At 69.4% G+C, this 23,818-nt stretch carries 21 protein-coding genes, 1 tRNA gene and 1 pseudogene; 10 read left to right on the top strand and 13 right to left on the bottom strand.

From position 1 onward, the window contains the following. Nucleotides 1-146: 146 nt before the first annotated feature. Nucleotides 147-2,042, top strand: a complete 1,896-nt coding sequence (locus AB0A63_RS29155; protein WP_360396957.1) for a glycosyltransferase — start codon at nucleotides 147-149, stop codon at nucleotides 2,040-2,042. Nucleotides 2,043-2,095: 53 nt separating this feature from the next. Here the strand turns inward: AB0A63_RS29155 and AB0A63_RS29150 are convergent, their stop codons facing one another. The 8 genes and pseudogenes from AB0A63_RS29150 to AB0A63_RS29115 all read right to left on the bottom strand — a co-directional run. Continuing rightward, a complete protein-coding gene (locus AB0A63_RS29150; protein WP_360396956.1) occupies nucleotides 2,096-2,908 on the bottom strand; it encodes a carbohydrate ABC transporter permease in 813 nt (270 codons plus the stop codon). Beyond that, nucleotides 2,905-3,783 (bottom strand): sugar ABC transporter permease, encoded by an 879-nt coding sequence (locus tag AB0A63_RS29145; RefSeq protein WP_360396955.1) that lies wholly within the window; start codon nucleotides 3,781-3,783, stop codon nucleotides 2,905-2,907. The genes AB0A63_RS29150 and AB0A63_RS29145 overlap by 4 nt, the downstream gene beginning before the upstream one ends. Beyond that, a complete protein-coding gene (locus AB0A63_RS29140; RefSeq protein WP_360396954.1) occupies nucleotides 3,780-4,982 on the bottom strand; it encodes a sugar ABC transporter substrate-binding protein in 1,203 nt (400 codons plus the stop codon). The genes AB0A63_RS29145 and AB0A63_RS29140 overlap by 4 nt, the downstream gene beginning before the upstream one ends. A 112-nt stretch (nucleotides 4,983-5,094) precedes the next feature. Next, nucleotides 5,095-7,035 carry a DUF6541 family protein gene (locus AB0A63_RS29135; RefSeq protein ID WP_360396953.1) on the bottom strand — a complete coding sequence of 647 codons (1,941 nt, stop codon included), beginning with the start codon at nucleotides 7,033-7,035 and terminating at the stop codon, nucleotides 5,095-5,097. Between the two features lie 41 nt (nucleotides 7,036-7,076). After that, a complete protein-coding gene (locus AB0A63_RS29130) occupies nucleotides 7,077-7,979 on the bottom strand; it encodes a glycosyltransferase family 2 protein (RefSeq protein WP_360396952.1) in 903 nt (300 codons plus the stop codon). Beyond that, complete coding sequence (locus tag AB0A63_RS29125) at nucleotides 7,976-8,782, bottom strand: ABC transporter ATP-binding protein (RefSeq protein ID WP_360396951.1); 807 nt, start codon at nucleotides 8,780-8,782, stop codon at nucleotides 7,976-7,978. The genes AB0A63_RS29130 and AB0A63_RS29125 overlap by 4 nt, the downstream gene beginning before the upstream one ends. Nucleotides 8,783-8,797: 15 nt before the next feature. Continuing rightward, nucleotides 8,798-9,718, bottom strand: a complete 921-nt coding sequence (locus AB0A63_RS29120; RefSeq protein ID WP_360396950.1) for an ABC transporter permease — start codon at nucleotides 9,716-9,718, stop codon at nucleotides 8,798-8,800. A gap of 102 nt (nucleotides 9,719-9,820) precedes the next feature. Further along, nucleotides 9,821-10,252: pseudogene (locus tag AB0A63_RS29115) on the bottom strand (bacterial proteasome activator family protein); the annotation flags it as partial. A gap of 145 nt (nucleotides 10,253-10,397) precedes the next feature. Between AB0A63_RS29115 and AB0A63_RS29110 the strand changes: the two are divergent. After that, on the top strand, nucleotides 10,398-11,597 hold the full coding sequence (locus AB0A63_RS29110; protein ID WP_360396949.1) for a cysteine desulfurase-like protein: 1,200 nt from the start codon (nucleotides 10,398-10,400) through the stop codon (nucleotides 11,595-11,597). 18 nt (nucleotides 11,598-11,615) lie between these two features. After that, entirely contained in the window at nucleotides 11,616-12,266 is a 651-nt protein-coding gene (locus AB0A63_RS29105; RefSeq protein WP_360396948.1) for a class I SAM-dependent methyltransferase, read from the top strand. Here the strand turns inward: AB0A63_RS29105 and AB0A63_RS29100 are convergent. Continuing rightward, nucleotides 12,250-13,215 (bottom strand): NAD(P)H-quinone oxidoreductase, encoded by a 966-nt coding sequence (locus AB0A63_RS29100; protein ID WP_360396947.1) that lies wholly within the window; start codon nucleotides 13,213-13,215, stop codon nucleotides 12,250-12,252. The genes AB0A63_RS29105 and AB0A63_RS29100 overlap by 17 nt on opposite strands. 45 nt (nucleotides 13,216-13,260) lie before the next feature. Between AB0A63_RS29100 and AB0A63_RS29095 the strand changes: the two genes are divergently transcribed. The 3 genes from AB0A63_RS29095 to cutA all read left to right on the top strand — a co-directional run bounded on the left by AB0A63_RS29095 (nucleotide 13,261) and on the right by cutA (nucleotide 15,977). Next, a complete protein-coding gene (locus AB0A63_RS29095) occupies nucleotides 13,261-13,893 on the top strand; it encodes a GNAT family N-acetyltransferase (RefSeq protein WP_360396946.1) in 633 nt (210 codons plus the stop codon). A gap of 77 nt (nucleotides 13,894-13,970) precedes the next feature. After that, nucleotides 13,971-15,491, top strand: coding sequence for a M28 family metallopeptidase (locus tag AB0A63_RS29090; RefSeq protein ID WP_360396945.1), 1,521 nt, complete (start codon nucleotides 13,971-13,973; stop codon nucleotides 15,489-15,491). Nucleotides 15,492-15,650: 159 nt separating this feature from the next. After that, nucleotides 15,651-15,977, top strand: coding sequence for a divalent cation tolerance protein CutA (gene cutA / locus AB0A63_RS29085; protein ID WP_360396944.1), 327 nt, complete (start codon nucleotides 15,651-15,653; stop codon nucleotides 15,975-15,977). Here the strand turns inward: cutA and AB0A63_RS29080 are convergent. Continuing rightward, a complete protein-coding gene (locus AB0A63_RS29080) occupies nucleotides 15,961-17,235 on the bottom strand; it encodes a helix-turn-helix transcriptional regulator (RefSeq protein WP_360396943.1) in 1,275 nt (424 codons plus the stop codon). The two genes, cutA and AB0A63_RS29080, sit on opposite strands and share 17 nt — an antisense overlap. A gap of 256 nt (nucleotides 17,236-17,491) precedes the next feature. On the opposite strand from AB0A63_RS29080, the gene AB0A63_RS29075 reads away from it, so the two are divergent. Then, complete coding sequence (locus AB0A63_RS29075) at nucleotides 17,492-18,148, top strand: hypothetical protein (RefSeq protein ID WP_360396942.1); 657 nt, start codon at nucleotides 17,492-17,494, stop codon at nucleotides 18,146-18,148. Between the two features lie 112 nt (nucleotides 18,149-18,260). On the opposite strand, the gene AB0A63_RS29070 is transcribed toward AB0A63_RS29075, so the two are convergent. Together AB0A63_RS29070 and AB0A63_RS29065 are read right to left on the bottom strand one after the other, a co-directional pair. Further along, nucleotides 18,261-18,345, bottom strand: a tRNA-Ser gene (locus tag AB0A63_RS29070). 51 nt (nucleotides 18,346-18,396) lie between these two features. Beyond that, nucleotides 18,397-18,828, bottom strand: a complete 432-nt coding sequence (locus tag AB0A63_RS29065; RefSeq protein WP_360397101.1) for a MarR family transcriptional regulator — start codon at nucleotides 18,826-18,828, stop codon at nucleotides 18,397-18,399. 166 nt (nucleotides 18,829-18,994) lie between these two features. Between AB0A63_RS29065 and AB0A63_RS29060 the strand changes: the two genes are divergently transcribed. From AB0A63_RS29060 to AB0A63_RS29050, 3 genes are all read left to right on the top strand, one after another. Beyond that, entirely contained in the window at nucleotides 18,995-20,710 is a 1,716-nt protein-coding gene (locus AB0A63_RS29060; protein ID WP_360396941.1) for a 5'-nucleotidase C-terminal domain-containing protein, read from the top strand. A 657-nt stretch (nucleotides 20,711-21,367) separates the two neighbouring features. Beyond that, the gene (locus AB0A63_RS29055; protein ID WP_360396940.1) at nucleotides 21,368-22,270 is read left to right on the top strand and encodes a neutral zinc metallopeptidase; all 903 of its coding nucleotides are present in this window, start codon (nucleotides 21,368-21,370) and stop codon (nucleotides 22,268-22,270) included. Between the two features lie 3 nt (nucleotides 22,271-22,273). Continuing rightward, entirely contained in the window at nucleotides 22,274-22,786 is a 513-nt protein-coding gene (locus tag AB0A63_RS29050; RefSeq protein ID WP_360396939.1) for a hypothetical protein, read from the top strand. An 18-nt stretch (nucleotides 22,787-22,804) separates the two neighbouring features. Here AB0A63_RS29050 and AB0A63_RS29045 read toward each other — a convergent pair whose 3' ends face one another. After that, complete coding sequence (locus tag AB0A63_RS29045) at nucleotides 22,805-23,515, bottom strand: class I SAM-dependent methyltransferase (protein WP_360396938.1); 711 nt, start codon at nucleotides 23,513-23,515, stop codon at nucleotides 22,805-22,807. Nucleotides 23,516-23,818: the final 303 nt, after the last annotated feature.

Genomic DNA, 23,818 nt, shown 5'->3' with positions numbered 1-23,818 from the left:
AGGCGGGCTTTTCCGTGCCCATCTCCTACCATGCAACCCGACGGCACGCACGCCGCGTTCACCTGGTGTGGCAGGTGCCGTCGTCGCCATCGACTGAGCTGACTCGAACCGTCGACGCACCCGTGGCGGTTCGCCGGAGGAAGCACGTGACTGAGCAGGCCAAGGCCGCCGTTAAGACGATCGACCCGACGAAGGTCCTCCAGCGCGTGATCCTGCCGCGCGACGAGGACCCGCTCGACGTCCGACCGCTGTACCTCGACGAGCCCGAGCACGTGCACAGCCACGTGTCCTCGCGCCAGGCGGTCACCATCCCGCAGTCCGCGCGGGTCTCGTTCGCCTCGTACTTCAACGCGTTCCCCGCTGCCTACTGGCGGCGCTGGACGGTCATCGACGACGTCGTGCTGCGCATGTCCGTGCGCGGCGCCGGCCGCATCGACGTCTACCGCTCCAAGCCCAGCGGCGACATCGTGCACCTCGAAGGCACCACGGTCCGCAGCCCCAAGACCGCGACCGAGGTCACCTTCAAGATCAACCTGAAGCCGTACGAGGACGGCGGCTGGATCTGGTTCGACGTCTTCACCGACGACTCGACGCTGGAGATCGACCACGCGGCGTGGACCACCGAGCAGGACCTGCCCGCGCAGAAGGTCGCCATCGGCATGACGACCATGCGCCCGGTCGACGCGGTCATCGCGCTGCGCACGCTCGGCGAGGACCCGGCCGTGCTCGACGTCGTGCAGAAGGTCTTCGTCGCCGACCAGGGCGCCGTGAAGGTCCGCGACACCGAGGGCTTCGCCGAGGCCGCCGCGGTGCTGGGCGACCGCCTGGAGGTCATCGAGCAGGAGAACCTCGGCGGCTCCGGCGGCTTCACCCGCGGCCTGTACGAGGCGATCGAGCACACCGACGTCGACCAGATCATGCTCATGGACGACGACATCCGCCTGGAGCCGGACGCGCTGCTGCGGTCCAACGCGTTCGCGCGCGCCGCCGCCCAGCCGGTCATCGTCGGCAGCCACATGCTGAACCTGCAGGCCCGCTCCCGGCTGCACAGCATGGGCGAGGTCGTCGACCTGGGCACCTGCTTCTGGCGGGCCGCCCCCGGCGCGCTCACCGACCACGACTTCGGCGCGTCCTCGCTGCGGGAGACCGCGGAGATGCACACCCGCATCGACTCGACCTACAACGGCTGGTGGATGTGCCTGTTCCCGCGTGAGGTCGTGCAGCGCACCGGCTACCCGCTGCCGCTGTTCATCAAGTGGGACGACGCGGAGTACTCGCTGCGCGCGCTCGACCGCGGCTACCCGACGGTGTCGCTGCCCGGCTCGGCCGTGTGGCACATGCCGTGGACGGACAAGAACGACGCCACCGACTGGCAGGCGTACTTCCACACCCGCAACCGGCTCGTCCTGGCCGCGCTGCACAGCCCGTACGACGTGCGCAAGACGCTGCTCAAGCAGGGTCTGAAGCAGTCGCTGGTGCACCTGCTGTCGATGGAGTACTCGACCGTCGCGATCCAGCAGAAGGCGCTGGAGGACTTCCTCGCGGGCCCGTCGAAGCTGTTCGAGTCGCTGCGCACGGCCCTGCCGGAGATCCGCGAGCTGCGCAAGAACTTCCAGGACGCGCAGACCCTGCCGTCGGCCCGCGAGTTCCCGCCGCCGACCTTCGACATGGTCCGCACCGAGCAGATGCTCAGCAGGCCCTCGAACAAGGTCGTCATGGCCCGCGAGGCCGGCAAGGCCGTGCTGCACAACCTGCGCAGCCCGCAGCCGTCGACCACGGCCCGCCCGCAGGTCAACGTGCCGTCGGCGAACGCGCGCTGGTACCTGCTGGGCAACCTGGACAGCGCGACGGTCTCGCACCCGGACGGCAGCGGTGTCGCGTTCCGCAAGCGCGACCCGAAGGAGTTCCGCGCACTGATGAAGCGCGCGGTCGCCAACTACCGCCGGCTGTCCGCGGAATGGCCGCGGATGCAGAAGATGTACCGCGACGCGCTGCCGGAGCTGACCTCCGTCGAGTCGTGGCGCAAGGTCTTCGAGAACTGATCAGCTGAACGGCGACGGGCCCCGCTGGTGTGCAGCGGGGCCCGTCGCCGTTCTCAGCCCTTCACACCGGTCTCGGTGACCCCGCGCACCAGGAACCGTTGCAGCGCCACGAACACGACCACCAGCGGGGTGATGGACACGGCCGCGGCGAGGAACAGCTGCACGACGTCGATCGACTGCGCGGTCAGGAACGTCGACAGCGCCACCTGCACCGTCCACGAGTCCTGGTCCTGCGCGATCACCAGCGGCCACAGGAACTGGTTCCAGCTCGTCACGAACGCGATCACGCCCAGCGCCGCGAAGAACCCCTTGGAGTTCGGCACGACCACCCGCCAGTACGTGCCCCAGTGTCCGAGCCCGTCGATCCGCGCCGCCTCCTCGACCTCGCGCGGGAAGTTGAGGAAGTACTGCCGGAACAGGAACGTCGTGAACCCGCTGAACAGGCCCGGGATCACCAGCCCGCGCAGGTCGGACACCCAGCCCAGGGTCGACACCACCACGAACGTCGGCACGAACGTCACCGCCGCCGGGATCATCAGCGTCGCGACCACCAGCACCAGCACGACGTTCGAGTAGCGGTACGGGATGCGCGCCAGCCCGTAGCCCGCGAGCCCGCACAGCAGCAGCTGCCCCGCGGTCTGCAGCACCGCCACCACCAGCGAGTTCACCATGCTGCGCAGCAGCGGCACCGCCGGGTTCGCGAAGAGCTCGCCGAAGTTCTCCCAGCGGACCCGCTCCGGCCAGAACGTCCACGTCGGCGCGGTCAGCTCGGACTCGGTGGCCAACCCGTTGCGCAGCACCAGGTAGAACGGGACCAGGAACAGCACCGCCGCCACCGACAGCGCGAGGTACCGGAGCACCCTCATCGCGTGAACACCCGCCCCTGCACCAACGTGACTCCCGCGATCAGCAACGTCAGGATGACCGCGCCCGCGCTGCCGTGCCCGAAGTCCTGGCCACCGCTGCCCAGCGCCGTGTAGTAGAGGTAGATCAACGGTGGCCGCGCGAACGGCGGGTAGCCGCGGTCGGTGCCCAGCACGTTGTAGAACTCGTCGAACGCCTGGTAGGCCGCGACGAGCAGCAACAGCAGCACCGCCACCGACGTCGTGCGCAGCTGCGGCATCGTGACGTACCGCAACGACTGCCAGCCGCGCGACGCCCCGTCGATCCACGCCGCCTCGTAGAGGTGCTGCGGAATCCGTTGCAGGCCGGCGATGAACAGGATCATGTAGAACCCGAGCTGCAACCACAGCCGCAGCGTCACCAGCACCAGCCAGTACCAGGGCGGTGACGTCGACACCGTCCACGCCACGGGTTCCGCGCCGAACCAGCCCAGCACCGTGTTCGCCAGCCCGAACCGCACCCCGTTGAAGATCGACAGCTTCCACACCAGCGACGCCACGACGTACGAGCACGCCGTCGGCAGGAAGAACACCGACCGGAAGAACGCCTTCATGAAGCTGATCTGGTTGACCAGCAACGCGAGCGCCAGCGCCAGCACGAACGTCAACGGCACGATGAACGCCGCGAACACGCTGAACGTCCCGAGGCTCGCCAGGAACGGCTGGTCGGTCAGCATGTCGGCGTAGTTGCGCAGCCCCACGAACTCCGTCGGCGTCACCGTGTTGCGCGCCTCGAAGAACGACAGCAGCACGCTCCAGCCGATCGGCACGTACACGAACACGAGCAGTCCGGCGGCGAACGGGCCGACGAACAGCCAGAACGCCCTGCCGTGCCTCATCCGTAGAGGCGCTTCAGCTCGTCCCGCGCCTTCGCGGCAGCGGCCCGCAGCTCCGCGTCGGCCGGTGCGCCGTCCCGCACGACCCGCGACACCGCGTCGTTGAACGCCGTCCGCATCGTCGAGGTCCAGTCCGGCGGGTTGGACGCCTTCGCGTTGTCCCGCACGAACTTCACCGCGTCGGCGGCCGGTCCGGCCGACAGCTTGGACGCCTTCGCCGCGATGCTGTCGCGCGGCGGGACGTGGAAGCCGTAGCTCAGGTTGAAGTCCTCCTGGTAGTCGGTCCGCTCGACCCACAGCCAGCGCACGAACTCCTTGGCCTCGTCGACCCGCTTCGACTTGGCGTTGACCATCGCGCCGAACGCCCCGACCGGCACGCTCGGCTTCCCGCTGCCGGTGAGCTTCGGGAACGGCAGCACGCCGAAGTCGTCGCCCAGCGCCTTCTGCACGGCGGGCACCGCCCACAGCCCGGTCCACTGCATGGCGACCAGCCCCTGCGTGAACGCGTCCGGCTCCGCCCAGTCCTTCACCGCGCCCAGCAGCAGACCGCCGCTGGTGTAGAGCTCGCGCAGCTTGCCGATCGCCTGCGCCGCCAGCGGGTCGTCGAACCCGACCTGGTGGTCGCGCACGTAGTCGAGGCCCACCGACCACAGCGCGGGCCCGCCCAGCACCGCACCGCCGCCGTCGTTGCCGGCGAAGAGCCCCTTCACCCCGCCGGTCGTGAGCGTGCGGACCGCGGCGACCAGCTCATCCACAGTGGACGGTGGCTGCACCCCGGCCGCGCTGAGCATGCTCTTGCGGTAGAACAACATCTGCATGTCGACGGCCTGCGGGATGCCGTAGAGCTTCCCGTCGACCGTGTGCCCGGCGAGGATCGAGGCGGTGAAGTCGTCCCTGGCGGCGCCGAGCACGTCGTCGAGCGGCACGAGCTGACCCGCCCGCACCGAGCTGATCTGCGGGGTGGACTCGAAGACGTCCGGTCCGCCGTCGGACAGCAGGCTCGTCGCGAGCTTGGAGTCGTAGTCGCCGGGGTTCCACTGCACGTCGACGGGGACCTTCCCGTACGACTGGGCGTACCGCTCCACCGCCTGCTGCACACCCGGCTCGCCGTAGGCGTGGTACCACTGCTTGAGGGCCTGGCCGCTACCGCCCCTGCCGGTGTTGGAACCGCACGCGGTGAGCAGCGCCGTCGCGCCTGCCAAGGACAGAAGTCTGCGTCGGGAAATCACCCACCCCGTCTTACTCCGATCACCCGAGGTGCGCGAGGGATTACTCGAAGTGCGCGGCGGAAGCGGCGGTTCCGCCGTCAGCAGCTCACTTGGCGAGCTCGTCCCAGTCGATGCGGTACAGCTGGAACTCCGGGTTGCGGTAGACGGGGGTGAGCCCGTCGACCAGGTCCAGCTTCTGCAGGCCCTCCGCGCGCTTGAACTCCGCGATCATGCCCCAGCCGACCATCACGTACTTCACGTTGAGCGAGCGGATGGCCTCGGCGACCTGCGGGTCCTTGCCGAAGCGGTTGAACCTGTTCAGCAGCAGCTCGCGCTTCGGCGTGGCCACGCTGCCCTGGAAGTGGCCGATCACCGGACGCCGCCCCGAGATCGCGTACGACCACACGGTGCCGTCGCCGCGGTCGTTCATGATGAGCTCGCCGTCCTTGACGATCTTGCCGGTCTCCAGCAGGCCCTGGTGCTCCAGCGGCGTGAGCACCGGGCTGTCGAACGTCCACGTCATGCGGTCGGCGTTGCGCGCCGCGTAACCGTGGCTCTGGCCGAAGTAGCCACCGGCCAGCACCATCGCGACGACCGCGAGCACGGCGATGGCGGTGCGGCGCGACCTGGTCGTCTCCGGCACGCGCTGCAGCACCTTCTCGGTGACCCAGCGCGCCGCGGTCTGCAACGCCCAGCCGGCGGCCAGCGTGGCGGGCAGGATGATCACGGCAGCGAGCCGGAACCGGTCGTTCCACCACGGCGAGGTGATCGTCTGGACCCACGGGGCGTCCAGACCGGCCGCGGCGACGAGCAGGCCGAGGAACAGCGCGTAGCCCGCGACCATCCAGCGCCAGGTGCCGTCGCGCCACAGCAGCAACAGGCCGGCGAGCGTGCACAGCGCCAGCAGCCACTGCGGCCACGGCGCGTCGCTGCCGAACAGGACCGCGTCGCCGAACGCCCGCGAGACCGTGGTGACGGCGGGCCAGTTGTACGCGGCGGTGGCACCGGCCATGCTGCTCGCGCCCAGCAGGTACGCCGAGGCGAGCACGAGGATCGCGACCGCCACCACGGCGAGCCGCGGCAGCTCCCTGCGGACCCACTCGCGCGGGTCGGCGAGCAGCCGTTGCAGCACCAGGAACACGCCGAGCCCGGCGGCGACGAACACCGACGCCGAGTGCGTGGCGGTCAGACCGGCACCCAGGAACGCGACGAGCACCCCGAGCCGGTCGGCGCGGGTGTCGAGCCAGCGCACCAGCACGGCGAAGAACGGCAGCACCATGGCGAGCGCCGCCGCGTACGGGAAGAGCTGCCCCCACTGGTAGAGGTCCCAGGGGTAGTAGGCGAACGACGTGGACACCAGCGCGCTGGCGGCGGCGAACCCCGCGGCGCCACCGAAGGCCCTGACCAGCGCGATCGTGCCCAGCGGGATGGTCAGCGTGGTGGTGACGAGCATGCCCGTGTTGAGGATTCGCGGGATGTCGGCGCCGCTCACGTTGTAGACCAGCGCCTCGAAGCAGTGGTAGGCGTTCGGGTAGAAGCTGCCGCCGGGGTTGTCCGGCGCGTCGATCCAGGCCAGCGCCCGCGGGCTGGAGTTGCCGGTCTCGGCGATGAGCCGGATCGCGTTGCCGTGGAACGGCGCGTCCCAGCCCTGCGGCACGGTGGCCAGCCCGTGCGTGGCGGCGCGCAGCACCAGCACCGCGACGCACGCCGCGACGACGACCGACACGACCACCGTGAGGTGGCCGGACGTGGACCAGGGACCCTGCGGGAAGGTCAGCTCACGGCCGCGGCGGCGCAGCAGGAGCACGACCGCGCCCATGACACCGGTGATGACGACGCACCAGACGATGAAGGTCCACAGGTTCCACTGCACGCCGACCAGCGGGAACAGCGGCGCCGCGATGCCGACGAGGCTCATGGTGACGGCCGGGGCCGCTCCGATGAGCAGCCAGCCCCGCAGACCTGCGGTCGCCGCCAGCGCCAGCCCCGGTACCCAGAGCAGCACTACCGTGACCAGTGCAGCCAACAACGCGACCGCGTCGAGCATGAAATCCCTACACCTTCACCAGGGCGGCGCCGCCCGCGGCCTCACTTGCGGAAGAAGCGTTCCCTCTGGCCCAGCCGCACCAGCTTCAGCCACTCCACGAACCCCTTCGGGTCGCGCTTGACCCCGAGGAAGTACAGCCCGAACCGGAAGACCTCCAGCAGGCCCAGCTTGCGCATGCCGGGCTGCGAGAGCAGGTAGCCCCGGTTGCGGTAGGTGTAGTAGCGCTTGACCGGGTTCTCCGGGTCCTGGGCGTGGAACTTGCCGCCCAGCATCGGCTTGAACTCGTCGGAGCCGTCCGGGTGGACGTACGCGACCCGCAGCGAGGTGCCGAACGGCACGCCCGAGCGCACCAGGCGGCGGTGGATCTCCACCTCGTCGCCGCGGAAGAACAGCCGGTAGTCCGGCACGCCCACGACGTCCAGGGTGGTCGCGCGGAACAGCGCACCGTTGAACAGCGACGCGATGCCCGGCAGGAAGTCGGTGCCCAGCTCGGCGGCCGAGCGCTTCCAGGTCAGCCCGCGGCGCAGGGGGAACGCGAGCTTCTCCGGCCGGTCGATGTTCGTGACGACGGGGGAGATGGCGGCGAGGTTGCGCCGTTCCGCCTCCTCCAGCAGCACCTCCAGCACGTTCTCGTCGGCGGGCCGGCCGTCGTCGTCGGCCAGCCACACCCAGTCGGCACCCAGCGACAACGCGTGCAGCATGCCGAGCGCGAACCCGCCCGCACCGCCGAGGTTGCGGTGCGAGGCGAGGTACGTGGTGGGGAGCGGGCACTGCTCGACCAGGTCGTCGACCGGTTGGTCGGGACCGTTGTCGACGACGACCAGGTGGTCGGGGACGCGCGTCTGGGTCGAGAGCGCCTTCAGCGACTCGGCCAGCAGTTCCCTGCGGTGGCGGGTGACCACCACCGCGACCACGGAGCCCTTGGGCAGTGCCTCGGTGTTCACTGCTTCTCGCCACCATTTCCGCTGAGTACGGGCGCGTCGTGGGAGAGGTGCATGCGCTCGAACGGGTCGTAACCCTTGTACGCGATGAGCACTTCCCTCAGGTCCCCGTGCATTTTGACGTGGCCCTCGTCCATCCAGATCGCGGTGTTGCAGAACTCCGCGAGGAACTCGTCGGAGTGGCTCGCGAACACCAGCAGACCGGAGCGGGCCACGAGGCCCTTGAGGCGGTCGCGGGCCTTGGCCAGGAACGCCGTGTCGACGGCGCCGATGCCCTCGTCCAGCAGCAGGATCTCCGGGTTGATCGACGTGACGACGCCCAGCGCCAGCCGGACGCGCATGCCGGTCGAGTACGTGCGCAACGGCATCGACAGGTAGTCACCGAGCTCGGTGAACTGCGCGATGTCGTCGACCCGCTTCTCCATCTCCTTGCGGCTCATGCCCAGGAACAGACCGCGGATCATGATGTTCTCGTAGCCGGAGATCTCCGGGTCCATGCCGACGCCGAGGTCGAAGACCGGAGCGACCTTGCCGACGATCCGCGACTGGCCGCGGGTCGGCTCGTAGATGCCCGCCAGCAGGCGCAGCAGCGTGGACTTGCCCGCGCCGTTGTGGCCCACCAGGCCGACGCGGTCGCCGTCCTTGAGGGACAGCGTGATGTCGTGCAGTGCCTCGATGATCGGCACCTTGCCCTCGGAGCCGATCTTGCCGCCGACCTTGCCGAGTGCGAGCTTCTTCAGTGAACGGGACTTCGCGTCGAAGATCGGGAAGTCGACCGATGCGTTCCAGACGTCAATGCTGACCATGTCTCGGCCTCCCTCTCAGACCCAGTACGAGACGCGAGCGCGGTAGTTGCGCAGGATGACGAGCGCGGCCAGCCAGCCGACGACCGTGAACCCGCCGACGACCACCCAGTGGTGCCAGTCGACGTGGTGGCCGAGCAGCGGCGCGCGGACGACCTCGACGAAGTGGTACACCGGGTTCAGCTCGGCGATCAGGACGCGCCACTGCGAGTCGCTGCCGGCGGTCTTGGTGACCTTCGTGAGGATGTCGGCGTCCCAGACGATCGGCGTCATGAAGAACACCAGGTTGATGAAGCTGTTCACGACCGGCGGGATGTCGCGGAAGCGGGTGCTGATGACGCCGAACAGCAGCGACACCCACACGGCGTTGACGGCCAGCAGCACGAAGCCGGGGATCGCCAGCAGGATGGTCCAGCTGATGCCGGGCTGCAGCGTGCCGCCGTCGGTCATCCGGTAGGGCTCCGACAGCGTGCCGAAGAAGATCACCATGACGATCAGGTAGATCACCAGGTTGTGCGCGAGGAACAGCACCTGGCGCCACACCATGCGCATCACGTGGATCGTGATCGGCGCGGGGAGGTGCTTGATCAGCCCCTCGTTCGCGATGAACACGTCGGTGCCCTCGGTGACGCAGCCGAGGATGAAGTTCCAGATGATGAAGCCCGCGGTGATGTACGGCAGGAAGGCCGGCAGCTCCGCGTCCAGCAGCACCGAGTACAGCAGACCGAGTGCGAGCGCTGTGGTCCCCATCGAGATGGTGATCCACAACGGACCGATGACCGACCGGCGGTAGCGCTGTTTGATGTCCTGCCAGCCGAGGTGGCCCCACAGTTCGCGGTGGTCCCACGCTTCCCGCACGTCGGCGAACGCGCGCTTGAAGCTGCGCGACTTGACGGCAGGGGGCGCCTCAGCTTGGTCGAGCGTACTGGTGGCTTGCACGAGGACTGAGCGTACCGGCGCCTGAGGAGGCCCTTGGACGCCGGTACGTCACGGAGTGGTCACCGCGCCCGGATGTAGGTCACCATCCGATCGAGGCAACCTTCAGAGGTACTGACCCGTCCCCTTGGGACCGAGACCCGTGTCCGCGGCGTCGCTCCCGCTGCTGCCCGCGGGCAGCGCACGGCCGCGCATCTGCTCCAGCTGGGCGCGTGCGGCCATCTGCTGGGCGAACAGCGCGGTCTGGATGCCGTGGAACAGGCCCTCCAGCCACCCGACCAGCTGCGCCTGCGCGATCCGCAGCTCCGCGTCCGAGGGCGTGCCCTCCTCCGTGAACGGGAGGGAGAGGCGCTCCAGCTCGTCGCGCAGCTCGGGCGCGAGACCGTCCTCGAGCTCGTCGATGGACCGCTTGTGGATCTCCTTGAGCCGGTTGCGGCTCGCCTCGTCCAGAGGAGCGGCCCGCACTTCCTCGAGGAGCTGCTTGATCATCGTGCCGATCCGCATGACCTTCGCCGGCTGCTCGACCAGGTCGGTGAGGTCACCACCGTCCGCCGCACCGACGACCACCACTGGTTGCTGCTCCTGGTTCATGCGCTCCATCCTGGTCCTGTCGACGTTTTTGACATTAGTCGGGTGGGGGCTGGGCAACACCGAGTTTGCCCTCATACGTACGGTGTGTGGCATGGCGTTCGACGTCGCACGGGTACGAGGGCTCTTCCCCGCGCTCGGCGACGGCTGGGTGCACCTCGACGCACCGGCCGGGATGCAGGTGCCCGAGCAGGTGGCCACGGCGGTCTCCACCGCCCTGCGCGCCCCCGTCTCCGGTCCCGGTGGGCTCTTCCCCGCCTCCCAGCGGGCGGAGGCGATCGTCGACGCTGCCCGCCGTGCCGTCGCCGACCTGGTGGGGGCGGACCCCGCGGGTGTCGTGCTCGGTCCCTCCTCCGCAGTGCTGCTGCAACGCCTCGCCGACGCCATGACCGACGACTGGTTCATGGGCGACGAGGTACTGGTTTCCCGCTTGGACCACCAGGCGAACATCGCACCCTGGCTACGCGCCACCCAGCGCACCGGCAGCGCGGTCAAGTGGGCAGAGGTCGACATCGAGACGTGCGAGCTGCCGAGCTGGCAGTACGACGAGCTCGTCACCGACCGCACGAAGCTCATCGCCATCACCGCCGCCTCCGGTGTCGTGGGCACCCGCCCGGACCTGGCGAAGATCTCGGCGGTGGCCCGCGCGCACGGCGCCGTGGTGGTGGTCGACGCCTCCTCGGCCGCGCCGTTCGTGCCGTTGGACATCGTTGGCATGGGCGCAGACGTGGTGGCTCTTTCCGCTGGTCAGTGGGGCGGTCCGCCGGTCGCGGCCCTGGTGTTCCGGGACCCGTCGGTGCTGGAACGCCTGCCGTCCTGCTCGGTCGACCCGCAGGCCCGCGGCCCGGAACGCCTGGAGCTGGGCCCGCACGCCTACCCGCTGCTCGCCGGCCTCGTCGCCTCCGTGGAGTACCTGGCGGAGCTCGACGACGCCGCCACCGGCACCCGCCGGGAGCGCCTGCTCACGTCACTGGGCTCGGTGAAGGCGTACCAGGCCGGGCTCCTCGCCAACCTCATCCACGAACTGCGTTCGCTGCGCCACGTGATGGTGATCGGCGACGCCATGCGCAGGGTCCCCGCGCTGGCGTTCACGATCGCCGGGGTGAAGGCGGAGGACGGCGTCGAACACCTCGCCTCGCGCGGTGTCTGCGCGTTCGCCGACCCCGGCCAGCACGGCGTGTTCTCGGTGCTCGGTGTCGGCGAGGTCGGCGGCGCCATCCGCGTCGGACTCGCCCACTACACGAACGCGGTCGAGGTGGACGACCTGGTGCGGGCCGTGGCCGAGCTGGCCTGAGGCTTTCGGGAGACCTGGTTGGACGACTCGCTCGCACGCGAGCTGGCAGACCTCACGGCCCTGCAGCGGCTGAGCCCGCTGTGCACCGGGTACCTCCCGCGCACCTCCGGCGAGCTGCGCCCGTCAGCCCTGGTCGCGGTGCTGGACGAGATCGTGCTCGGCGCCCGCACCGTGCTGGTGGAACTGGGCTGCGGCTCCTCCTCGGTGCTGCTGGCCCGGCTGCTCGCCCAGCGCGGCTTCGGCCGGTTGCTGTCGATCGAGCACGACGAGCGCACCGCCGCGTTCGTGGCTTCCCAGCTGCGGCGGGAGGGCCTCGGCGGCGTGGCGCGGGTCGTCCACGCGCCGCTGTCCCGTCATCCGGCGGCCCTGTCGCGGCACGGCCAGTGGTACGCGCCGCAGCAGGTGCACGCCGAGGTGTTCGGCTACGTGGACTCGTGCGGGCTCGTGGACCTGTTGTTGGTGGACGGCCCCGGTCTCGGCGACCTGCGGTACCCGGCGTTACCGGTGTTGCGCGGGGTGCTGGCGCCGGGCGCGACCGTGCTGGTCGACGACGCCGACCGGGCGGACGAGCAGGCGGTGCTGGGACGGTGGTCCGAGGAGTTCGGCATGGAGTTCCGCACCGCTCCCCGGACCTCGATCGCGTCGGCGACCGTCACCGCTCTCGCTTGAGCACCACCTTGCCGAACACGTCCCCCTCGTCCAGCAGCCGGTGCGCCTCCGCCGCGTTCGGCATCGGCACGACCCGCCCGACGATCGGCTTCACCGCACCGCTCTCCACCAGCGGCCACAGGTGCTCGCGGACCTGCGCGACGATCGCGCCCTTGCCCTCGACGGTCCGCCCCCGCAGCCCGGTCGCCATGACCGACGCGCGCTTCGCCAGCAGCTTGCCGATCGGCAGCTCGCCCTTCACCCCGCCCTGCATGCCGATGATCATCAACCGGCCGTCGGGGGCGAGGACGTCGATGTTGCGCGGCAGGTAGGAGGCGCCCATGTTGTCGAGCACGACGTCGGCCTTCCCGACCTCGGCCACGAAGTCCTGCGTCCGGTAGTTCACGGTGATGTCGGCACCCAGCTCGGCGCAGCGGGCCAGGCGCTCGTCGGAACCGGCGGTGGCGGCCACCGTGGCGCCGAGGGCCTTCGCCACCTGGATCGCGTGCGTGCCGATGCCGCCCGCGCCGCCGTGGACCAGGAAGGTCTCACCGGCCTTCAGGCGGCCGTCCATCACGACGTTCGACCACACCGTGCACGCCACCTCGGGCAGCGACGCGGCGGTGACCAGGTCGACGCCCGCGGGCACCGGCAGGACCTGGGCCGCGGGCACGACGACCTGCTCCGCGTAGCCGCCGCCGGCGAGCAGCGCGCACACCTCGTCGCCGACCGAGAGACCGGTCACGCCCTCGCCCAGCGCCAGCACCGTGCCGGAGCACTCCAGGCCGATGACGTCCGACGCACCCGGCGGGGGCGGGTAGAGGCCCTGCCGCTGCAGCAGGTCCGCGCGGTTGACGGCCGAGGCGGCCACGTCGACCAGCACCTCGCCGGGACCCGGTGACAGGTCGGGGACCTCGGTCCACTCCAGCACTTCCGGGCCGCCGGGTTCGCGCACAGTGATCGCATGCATGTGATCGACCGTAATCACATTCGACAGCCCCGGCACCATCAGAGCATGAACGCCTGGCCGTTGCGGAACCTCGTGCTCACCACGCCGCGCCTCGAACTGCGCCCGGACGACGACGAAGGGCTCTTCGAGCTCGTGGACGTCGCGAAGGAGGGCGTGCACGCGCCGGACGAGATGCCGTTCAACGTGCCGTGGACCGACCAGCTGTCCGACGACGGCGGGCGCAGCATGGTCCAGTTCTTCTGGGCCAACCGCGCGAAGGTGGCGCCGGGCAGCTGGGCCATCACGTTCCTGGTGCGGCACGAGGGCAAGGTCATCGGCGTGCAGGAGCTCAGTGCGCGCGACTTCGCCGTGCTGCGTGAGGTGGCCACCGGCTCGTGGCTGGGGCAGAAGTTCCACGGCAACGGCTTCGGCACCGAGATGCGCGTCGCCGTGCTGCAGTTCGCGTTCGACCACCTGGGTGCCCGCATCGCCCGATCGGCCGCGTGGGTCGGGAACCGGGCTTCGAACCGGGTCAGTGAGAAGCTCGGGTACGTGCACGACGGCACGACCGCCGCCGCACCGCGCGGCGAACGGCTTGAGCACGTGCGACTGCGGCTGGACGTGGCGAACTTCGCGCGGCCGGCGTGGCACACCGAGGTCGCGGGGCTCGCTGAGTGTGTTCGACTGATCACCAGCTGAACTCCCACCGACCGACGGATTGTGGCCCGTGTCTCCTCTTTGTGAGGGTGGCCCCACTCGGACGAAGGGGAACGTTCATGTCAGGCAGATCCAGGCTGGCGGCAGTGCTGGCCATTTCGGCACTCGTCGCAGCCCCCACCGCCACCGCGTCCGCCGCGGCTGAACCCGCGGGTCCCGCCCTCGCCAAGAAGCTCGCGAAGAAGGTGACCGTCGAGGGCGTCAACCGCCACCTGATCGCGTTGCAGCGCATCTCGGACCGCAACGGCGGCAACCGCGCCGCGCTGACCCCCGGCTACGGCGCGAGCGTCGACTACGTCGCGGGCAAGCTCCGCGACGAGGGCTTCATCGTGAGCACGCCGACGTTCGACTTCGACGTGATGGTCACCGACGCCGAGCGCGCCACCGTCGCCGGCGTGAACTACCAGGCGCTGATCATGACCGCGTCCCCGCAGACGCCCGTCGGCGGCGTGACCGGCCCGCTGCGCGTCGTGCCGGAGGACGCCACCACCGGCTGCGAGGCCACCGACTTCGCCGGCCAGGACTTCACCGGCTCGGTCGCCCTGATCCGCCGCGGCGGCTGCACGTTCGAGCAGAAGCACCTCAACGCGGCCGCCGCCGGCGCCATCGCCGTGCTGGTGTCGAACAACACCGCCGGGCCGCTGTCGAACGTGACGCTGACCAACCCCGGCAAGATCCCCACCGGTGGCATCTCGCAGGCCGACGGCACCACGCTGGCCGGGAAGGCCGGCTCCGCGGTCACCGTCGACATGCGCTTCCACACCGAGGTCCGCACCGAACGCAACGTCATCGCCGAGACCCGCACCGGCCGCAAGAACAACGTCGTCATGGCCGGCGCGCACCTCGACAGCGTCGAGGTCGGCGCGGGCATCAACGACAACGGCACCGGCTCGGCCGCGCTGCTGGAGACCGCGCTGCAGCTCGGTTCCCGCCCGAAGGTCGACAACGCCGTCCGCTTCGCCTGGTGGGGCGCGGAGGAGCGCGGCCTGATCGGCTCGACGAAGTGGGTGCAGTCCCTGACGTTCGAGCAGCAGCTCGACATCGCCCTGTACCTGAACTTCGACATGGTCGGCTCGCCGAACGCCGCCTACTTCATCTACGACGGCGACAACTCCGACGGCGTCGGCGCGGGCCCCGGCCCCTACGGCTCCGCGCAGATCGAGAAGGCCTTCGCCGACTACTTCGCCGCCAAGGGCGTCCCGACCGAGGGCACCGACTTCTCCGGCCGCTCCGACTACGGCGAGTTCATCGCCCAGGGCATCCCGGCCGGCGGCCTGTTCACCGGCGCGGAAGGCGTCAAGACCGCGGCCCAGGCCGCCAAGTGGGGCGGAACGGCCGGCGTCGCCTACGACCCGTGCTACCACTCGGCGTGCGACAACCTCGGCAACATCGACCGCGTCGCACTCGGCCGCAACGCCGGCGCGATCGCGTTCGTGACCGCCGCCTACGGCGTGTCCACCGAGGACGTCAACGGCGTGCCCCCGCGCGCCAAGCGTGCCGAGGCCCGTCTGTCGGCGGCGAAGGTGTCCTCTGCCGCGCACGCCGACGACCACGCGCACTCGCACGACGCCGTGGCGTAACCGCTTTTCCCGCTGCACGAAGGGGCCCGGCACCGCGCGTGCCGGGCCCCTTCGCTGTGTGGGCAGGCGTGCAAATCTGTGCAGTGGAAGCGGTCTGACGAACTTCTTCGAAACCTGATTTGTCGCGAACGAAACGGGCAGAGAAATATGGTCGTGCCCGTGACCGAAGCTCTGCAGGTAACGACAACAACCGCTGACCGCGACACCGCCGCCAACCTGGCGCGCTCCGCTGTTGCCGCTCGTCTGGCCGCAGGCGCGCAGGTGTCAGGCCCCGTGACGTCGTTCTTCTGGCACCTCGGTGAGCAAGGCGAAGGCGAGGAGTGGCAGGTGAGCCTCAAGACCACCACCGAGCGCTACCCCGAACTGGAAGCACACCTGCGCCGCGAACACCCCTGGGACAACCCGGAAGTAACGGCCGTGGCGCTGGCCGAAGCGTCAGACGACTACCTGGCCTGGCTGCGCAAGACGGTCAGCCCTGCGCCGTAGCGAGGAGCGCCGCCGCCTCGATCGCATTGGTCACCGCGGGCAAGCTGCCGTGCGGCTTCAGGCGCTGGACGACCTTCCCGATCTTCTCGGCAGGCCGCACCGAACCGACGCCATTCGCCAAGTGCGCAGCGCGTTCGGTGACAGCTGCGGCCTGCTCCACTTCGCCCGCATCGAGGTACGCGTGGGCAAGCGACGTCAGGTACATCGCCTTGTCGCGGGCATGGGTGTCGCCGTAGCGGCCAAGCACGTCTTCCAAGACTGGCACGGCACGCAGCGGGCGTTTCAGCTGCGTCCAGCACCGTCCCGCCATGATGCGGATTTCGTCTTCATCCACCCAGAACACCCAGTCAGGTTCGGGACGGTCGCCGGTCTGGCGCACGACGTCGGCCGCCTCCGTGAGGGCGCGTTCAGTGGCGTGCGCATCGCCGGCCACGGCATGTGTCCAGGCCATGCGCTCAAGTAGCAGGGCTCGCACACGAGGGGTGGCGTACTTGGCCGCGGTCGCGTACGAGGCAACGGCCGTCCCGACATCCGGCTGGGCAACGCTCACCTGCAAGTAGGCATCGAAGGCCAGGGCGTTGCCCGCGAGCATCGCGTGCTTGGCCTCGTTCGCCGCCTTCAGGCTGGCCTCGTAGTGCTGCTTGGCCTTCTGGTGCATTCCGGCGTCGAACGCCGCCCAACCCACCATCTGGGCTTGCTCGGCGATGACGGCCGTACACGCCTTGCGGACACCGGGCAGGCACGTCGCACTGCGCACCAGCTCGGTGGTCGCCGTGAGCTCGTTCAGGTAGAGGCGATAGGTGTCCGCACCGCCGAGCAGATCATCCAGGCGGCGCAACCGGGCGGTGCGCTCCAGCAACCGATGGACGTCGCCCATGCCAAGTCGTTGCCCTGACGTCGGCCGCGCAGTGGCGGGCAAAGACACTGCCAGCCCGGCCATCGCGCCAAAGAACTCCCGCCGCTGCACGTCTTCCCCCTCAAGCTGCTGGTCTTGCTGACCTCGGGCTCGCCGTCGGCTGGCCTTGGCCGTAGCAACTGCGCGTCGTAGCTCGGCAACCGATGTCCCGAAGGTAGCCGCGTAGTGCTGCTGCCAATAGGGCGTGAGCAACCGGCTTTCGGCCTCCCAGCGTGAGACTTCGTTGCGAGTCACCGCGCGGCCGGCCAGGTCGGACAGCACGGCCGCTTGCTCTGCTTGCGAACGACCGGCGACCAACCGAAGTTGCCGCAGCAGCCGCCCGATGCTCACCGGCTCGTGCATGGCGTCCATCCTGAAGGGGGTTGGGACTGATGCGCACCATTCTGGCCACCTCTTCTGGCCACTCCGATGAAATGGCCACCCCTTGCGGCGACTCCGCCCGATCGGGCGAGCAATTTTCATGTGGGCAGGCACCCGGCGTCGGCAAGGGCACCCGGAAGAACTCAAAACCGGCCTGTTCCCGAATGCAGGTCGGCGGCCTGTTTCCTCGGCGCGGGGGTGCCACCCATCGACAGCGACAGTGGGGAGCACTCCAGTGATGCCCGCACCCGTGGCAGCGAACCAATTTTCAAAGTTCATCGCCCCGTACATCACCACTTGGAGCGCCGAGCAGGAGATTCCTTCCCGCGTGGTGGAGCGTCCCGGCTACGGCGTCGGTTACGCGGATGAGTTGCTCGGCGACCGGGACTCGCACGGCGTGCTGTGGCAGCGAGCAGCCGTACGCCACGGCGTGGGCAGGCCGGAGTTCGGCAAAGTGCACCCGCTCAGGCAACGGCGGGCCATGCGCAAGTTGCTGTGCCAGGTGTGCGCCGGGCCTGCCGGTCAGGACGAGGACGGTGTGCTGTGGCTGCTGCGGGACTACCAAGAGGATTGGGCGGGGTGGCCGGAAGGCATGGCCTGCACTGAGCCGCCTGTGTGCGTGCCGTGCGCTGCATTGTCCCTGCGGTTGTGTCCGGCGTTGCGGCGTGGAGCGGTGGCCGTTCGCGTCCGATCGTTCGAGGTGGCGGGCATCCGCGGAGCGCTCTACCGGAAGGGTGTGTTCGGGCCGGTAGCAGTCGAGGACGTGAATCTGGCTTACAACGACCCCGACAGCCGGTGGGTGGTGGCGTCAGCGCTCATTCGCGAGCTCCGGGATTGCACGTTCGTGCCGCTGACCGAACTCACCGAGCAGCACGACGCAGTCCAGACACGGTGACGGCGGCCTCGATGAGATGGGGCATCGGGGGACTCGAACATCGAAGTGGCTCGTTGCTGCACCAAAGGGGCCGTGAAGGCCTCCCGACAGCCTTCACAACCCCTCTGAACTGCGGAAGCGGAGGGATTTGAACCCCCGGACGGTTGCCCGTCTCCCGCTTTCAAGGCGGGTGCATTCGGCCGCTCTGCCACGCTTCCCCGACGCCCGGAGGCGTCACCGACACCCACCGGAGGTGTCAGCGGAGCAGCCTAGCCGTTCGAGTCCCGCAGGTGTGTCATGACCCGGTCGAACACCTTGGCCAGCACCTCACCCTCCTCGGGCGACAGCAGGTCCACGATGTGCGCCCGCACCCCGGCGAGGTGCGTGGGGGCGGCGGTGACCAGCTGGGCGAGGCCGGCCGGGGTCAGCTCCGCCAGCACGCCGCGGCCGTCCTCCGTGCACTCGCGCCGCAGCACCAGGCCGGCCTTCTCCATCCGCGCGACCTGGTGGGAGACGCGGGACTTGGAGGAGGCGACGTCCTCGGCGAGCTGGGTCATGCGCATGCGGTGGTGCGGTTGTTCGGAGAGGCGCACGAGGATCTCGTAGTCGGCGAGTGACACTCCGTGGGCGTCCTGCAGCTCTCGGTGCAGGCGGTCCATGAGCATGGAGGAGCCGTTCACGTAGGTGCGCCACGCGCGCATCTCACCCTCGTCGAGCCAGTGCGGCTCCTGCTCACTTGATGTCACGCCAACAAGGCTAAACCGGCTCATGACGATCGAGTCATCCCTCTGGAAAACCAGGCGGTCAAAAGGCAGACTCCCGGGCCGTACACGCGCGTTAACCACGCCCTTGAGAGGCCTGTAACCCATGAAGTCGTTCAGACGGCTCACCGTTCTGGCGATCACCGCCGCCGCGGCCACTGTCATCAGCGCTACCGGGCCTGCCCAGGCCGATGTCGAGTCACTGCGCGGTCGGGGCGCGGTCGACGTGCGCCTGATCGGGATCAACGACCTGCACGGCAACATCGAGCCGCCCACCGGCAGCTCCGGCCGGGTCGTGCTGGCGGACGGCACGACCGTCGACGCCGGCGGTGCCGCGTTCAACGCCACGCACATCAAGAACCTCCAGAAGGAGGTCCGCAACTCCGTCATCGTCGGGCAGGGCGACCTGATCGGCGCGAGCCCGATCGTGTCGGCGCTGTTCCACGACGAGCCCACGGTCGAGGTGCTCAACAAGGTCGGCATGGACACGACCGCGGCGGGCAACCACGAGTTCGACGAGGGGTACAAGGAGCTGCTGCGCATGCAGCACGGCGGCTGCCACCCGGTCGACGGCTGCCAGTTCCGGGACAAGTACAAGGGTGCTGACTTCCCGATCCTCGGCGCGAACGTCACGCACGCCAAGACGGGGCTGCCGGCGTTGCCGCCGTTCTGGGTGGAGTTCCGCGACGGGATGCCGATCGGCTTCATCGGCATGCCGCTCAAGGACGTGCCGCTCCTGGTGGACCCCAACGGCATCAAAGAACTCAAGTTCGATGACGAGGTGAAGGCGGCCAACAGGTACGCCAACCTCCTCGACGCGATCGGTGTGAAGTCGATCGTGCTGCTGGTGCACCAGGGCGACCAGGTCACCGCGTCGACCGGTGGGCCCAACGCCTGCAACGTCGCCGCGAACAACCCCGGCAGCTACATCGCGGCCAACGTCAGCCCGAAGATCGACGCGGTGTTCTCCGGCCACAGCCACCAGCACTACAACTGCGTGGTCAAGGACCCGGCCGGCAACCCGCGGCCGTTCATCGAGGGGCTCGCGTTCGGTCGTGAGCTCAGCGTCGTCGACCTGAAGATCGACCGCCGCACCCGCGACGTCGTCCGCGGTGAGACCAAGGCCGACAACAAGATCGTCACCCGCACCGTCGCGCCGGACCCCGAGGTGCAGGCGATCATCGACCTCGCCAAGCAGAAGTCGGGCCCGATCGCGAACAAGAAGATCGGCGACATCAGCTCGGACGTCCTCCGCGCGCAGAACCCCGCCGGTGAGTCGCCGCTGGGCAACCTCATCGCGGACGGGCAGCTGGAGGCCACCAAGGGCAACGGTGCCGTGCTCGCGCTGATGAACCCCGGTGGCGTGCGCGCCGACCTCACCTACAAGTCCTCCCCGGCCGGTGAGGGCGACGGCGTGGTCACCTACGGCGAGGCGTTCACCGTCCAGCCGTTCGGCAACATCCTGCAGACGGTCACGCTGACCGGCGCGCAGCTCAAGAACGTGCTGGAGCAGCAGTTCACCGCCGCCAGGACGTTCGTGCTGCAGCCCTCCGCGGGCCTGAAGTACAGCTGGTCGAAGACCGCGCCGTTCGGTTCGAAGGTCTCGGGCGTCACGCTCAACGGCGCCCCGCTCGACCCGAACGCGAACTACCGCGTGACGATCAACAGCTTCCTGCAGGGCGGCGGTGACGGCTTCAGCGAGTTCACCCTCGGCAAGGACATCACCGGCGGTGGCATCGACCTGGACGCGTTCTCCGCGTACCTGGTGGCCCACCCCGGTCAGGGCGCCCCGGCGCTCGACCGCATCACGCAGCTCCCGTAAGGCACGGCCGAAGGCCCTCCCGGTGGCGATCACGCCGCCGGGAGGGCCTTTTCGCGGGCCGCCCAGAAATCAGTCCTGATCATTTCCTGATCCTTTTCCGGCTGCGGCCGATTGCGGTCCGCAGTGTCGATCTCCGCAGGTCACCCGTCCGACTTCACCAATTCAGGTTCGTCGTGAGGTGTTGAGAAATGCGGCGATCAAGCGCATAGTCGAATATGAGCTGGCAGCCGGTACGTGAAGATCTGAACCGGAGGCCACGCCCAGAAGGGGTAGGTGGTGCTGTGCAGGTATCTCCTCGCTGTGGCGAAACGCGGTCTGTTGCATCCCCGCGAGCGGCCCGGCCGTAACCGGACCGATCGCGACCGTGTAGCAACTCCGAACGGGGTTTCGGGTGCCCAGGCACCATTCAGGTGTCGCTCGGCGCATCTCGACGCTGTTGAGCTCGACTTCGGTTTCGTCTCATGGCGTCACCGGTCGGGCGCCACGCCAACCGCCGTAGGCCGTAGTCGCTGCAACCACATGGGAAGTCCTCGGTGCGGTGCCCCGATGTCGGGCGCCGCACCGAGGCACGTTCAGCTCCTGGGCGCGTAAATCCCCCGAGCACGCCCGGTGCTCTATCGTTTGCCGCGTCACGGGGTCCTTGTCAGGAGGCGCGCGGTGCAGTTCAACGAAGGTGCGGAACTCGACGCTTCGCAGGTTTCCGACCAGCGGGGGGTGGGCGGCCGCGTCGCCGGCGTCGGCGGTGGCCTCGGGGTGGTCGGCCTGATCGTCTTCTTCCTGATCCAGCAGTTCACCGGCATCCAGCTGCCCACGAGCGGTCTGGAGGGCGGCAACGTGAACCCCGGCACGCAGGTGGAGTCGGGTCAGCTGGCGGAGAAGTGCAAGACCGGCGCCGACGCGAACCGCGACAGCGACTGCCGGGTCCTGGCCACGATCAACTCGATCCAGGCCTTCTGGACCGACCAGTTCTCCCGCTCCGGCCGCACCTACCAGGTCACCAGGACCAACTTCTTCCGCAGCAGCGTGAACACCCGCTGCGGCAACGCGACCTCCGCGGTCGGCCCGTTCTACTGCCCCGCGGACTCCCAGGTGTACATCGACCTGGACTTCTTCAACGAGATGCGCACGACCTTCGGCGCGAAGGGCGGCCCGTTCGTCGAGGCCTACATCCTCGCCCACGAGTACGGCCACCACGTGCAGAACCAGCTCGGCACCTCGGACCGGGTGAGCACCCGCACCGGCCCGACCTCCGACTCGGTGCGCCTGGAGCTGCAGGCCGACTGCTACGCGGGCGCGTGGGGCAACGCCGCCACCAAGACGCCGACCGCCAACGGCCAGCCGCTCATCACGAACATCACCCAGGAGGACGTCGACGCCGCGCTCGACGCGGCCGGTCGCATCGGTGACGACTTCATCCAGCGCGAGCTCGGCGGCGGGCAGGTCGACACGACCAAGTTCAGCCACGGCAGCTCCGAGCAGCGCAAGAAGTGGTTCACGACCGGCCTGCAGACCGGCGACCCGGCCCGCTGCAACACGTTCGACACCAACAACCTGGGCTGAGCTTTGCAGAAGCGCTTCCTCGTCCTGCACGACTACGGCATGGGTGGCCTGTCGTGGTGGATCTGGGCGGACTCGGCCGACCAGATCGTGCGCACGCTCGCCGAGGTCGAGGTGATCACGAACCCCGACGCGGTGCGGCAGGCGGAGGAGTGGGGGCTCGAGGAGTTCGAGCTCAGGGACGTGGACGGCGACCCGGTGCTGCGCCGCATGCGGGACGACCGCCTGCGGCAGCGCGACCAGCCGGGGTTCGGCGTGCTGGCCGGGCGAGAGCGGGTGTACCTGCGCACGTTCGACCAGGGCACCGCCTACCTGCTGGAGATCGGCGAGGACGGCCGGCAGCTGCGGCAGGTCGAGGTGAAGGCGGACGGCACGCTGCTCAGCTCCACGATGGAGGGCTGGCCGATCAACCCGCCGATCGACCTGCACGACCCGCAGTACGTGCCGATGGAGATCCCCGAACGCGAGTTCGAGGACGCGTGGTGCAGGGCGGTGCCCGACCCCGCGTACGAGGACTGAGCACCGCCCCGCTCTGGTTCAGCGGCGGGCCACCGCCAGCAGGCGGTGGTCGCCGAGGCGGAACGCGCTGCCGTCGACGTCGCCGCACAGCTCGACCGACGAGAACCCGGCCGCGTGCAGCATCCGGGTCAGCTCGGCCGCGGTGTAGACGTGCTGGACCGCGGTCGAGCGCTGCGTCCGCTCACCCGAGGTGAAGGTGAAGTCGATCAGCAACCGGCCGGAGGCCACGTCGTAGGTGTTGACGGCGACCATCTCGACGCCGTCCGCCGCGAGCCGGATCTCGCCCGGCAGAGACGGCAGCAACGACTCGGCCGCGCAGCTGTAGTCGACCACGAGCACGGGCGCCACCCGGCCCAGGTCGGCCAGGAACCGCGCGTTCTCGTCGTGCTCCAGGTACCCGAGGCTGTTGCCCATGCAGAGGGCGAGGTCGGCGACCACGCCCTCTGCTGCCAGGTCCCGCACGTCGCCCAGCCGCCAGTCCACGGCCGTGGACGACGAACGGGCGTGCGCGATGGCCTCCGCGGAGATGTCGAGCCCGGTGACCCGGTAGCCGCGGCCGGCCAGCTCGACGCTGTGCCGCCCGCTGCCGCACGGCGCGTCCAGCACCCGTGCGCCGGCCGGGGCGAACCGGGTCACGAAGTCGATCTCCGCGGTGGTGGCGGAAGGGGGAACGGCACCGCGCCAGAAGGTGTTGGCGAGATCGGTGAAGAAGGTGGTGTACCACGTCAAGGTGATGCTCCTGGTGATCGCACGGAAGATGAGCGAATGTCACCGGGCACTGCGGAGCGGCCCGGTGTGTCCGGGGCTGCCCATGGCATCGACCTTGTCTCGTAGAGCTCGTGGAGTGACCCCACCCAACCACGTCCGCGCCGTGAAGCGAAGCGGTTTTACCGACCGGCGCACGGCTCCGGGTGCGCATGGCGGGCCGTGTCGTGGCGAACACTTCCCACCACACCGGACGTTGGGGTACTTTCCCGTCGTCCTGCGGGCGCGTGCGGGGGCTCTGACGCCGGCGGACCACTCATCACATGG

Origin of the sequence: Lentzea sp. NPDC042327 (assembly GCF_040647275.1) — a bacterium.
Taxonomy (GTDB): Bacteria; Actinomycetota; Actinomycetes; order Mycobacteriales; family Pseudonocardiaceae; genus Lentzea.
The sequence above is the reverse complement of the archived record's forward strand: the minus strand, read 5'-3'. Positions and strand labels throughout refer to the sequence as shown.

Coding starts and splice junctions, on each gene's coding strand:
- AB0A63_RS29150 (WP_360396956.1), bottom strand. CDS start 2,908: ATGAGGGTGCTCCGGTACCTCGCGCTGTCGGTGGCGGCGGTGCTGTTC.
- AB0A63_RS29145 (WP_360396955.1), bottom strand. CDS start 3,783: ATGAGGCACGGCAGGGCGTTCTGGCTGTTCGTCGGCCCGTTCGCCGCC.
- AB0A63_RS29135 (WP_360396953.1), bottom strand. CDS start 7,035: ATGCTCGACGCGGTCGCGTTGTTGGCTGCACTGGTCACGGTAGTGCTG.
- AB0A63_RS29125 (WP_360396951.1), bottom strand. CDS start 8,782: ATGGTCAGCATTGACGTCTGGAACGCATCGGTCGACTTCCCGATCTTC.
- AB0A63_RS29110 (WP_360396949.1), top strand. CDS start 10,398: ATGGCGTTCGACGTCGCACGGGTACGAGGGCTCTTCCCCGCGCTCGGC.
- AB0A63_RS29100 (WP_360396947.1), bottom strand. CDS start 13,215: ATGCATGCGATCACTGTGCGCGAACCCGGCGGCCCGGAAGTGCTGGAG.
- AB0A63_RS29095 (WP_360396946.1), top strand. CDS start 13,261: ATGAACGCCTGGCCGTTGCGGAACCTCGTGCTCACCACGCCGCGCCTC.
- AB0A63_RS29090 (WP_360396945.1), top strand. CDS start 13,971: ATGTCAGGCAGATCCAGGCTGGCGGCAGTGCTGGCCATTTCGGCACTC.
- AB0A63_RS29080 (WP_360396943.1), bottom strand. CDS start 17,235: ATGCACGAGCCGGTGAGCATCGGGCGGCTGCTGCGGCAACTTCGGTTG.
- AB0A63_RS29075 (WP_360396942.1), top strand. CDS start 17,492: ATGCCCGCACCCGTGGCAGCGAACCAATTTTCAAAGTTCATCGCCCCG.
- AB0A63_RS29065 (WP_360397101.1), bottom strand. CDS start 18,828: ATGCGCGCGTGGCGCACCTACGTGAACGGCTCCTCCATGCTCATGGAC.
- AB0A63_RS29060 (WP_360396941.1), top strand. CDS start 18,995: ATGAAGTCGTTCAGACGGCTCACCGTTCTGGCGATCACCGCCGCCGCG.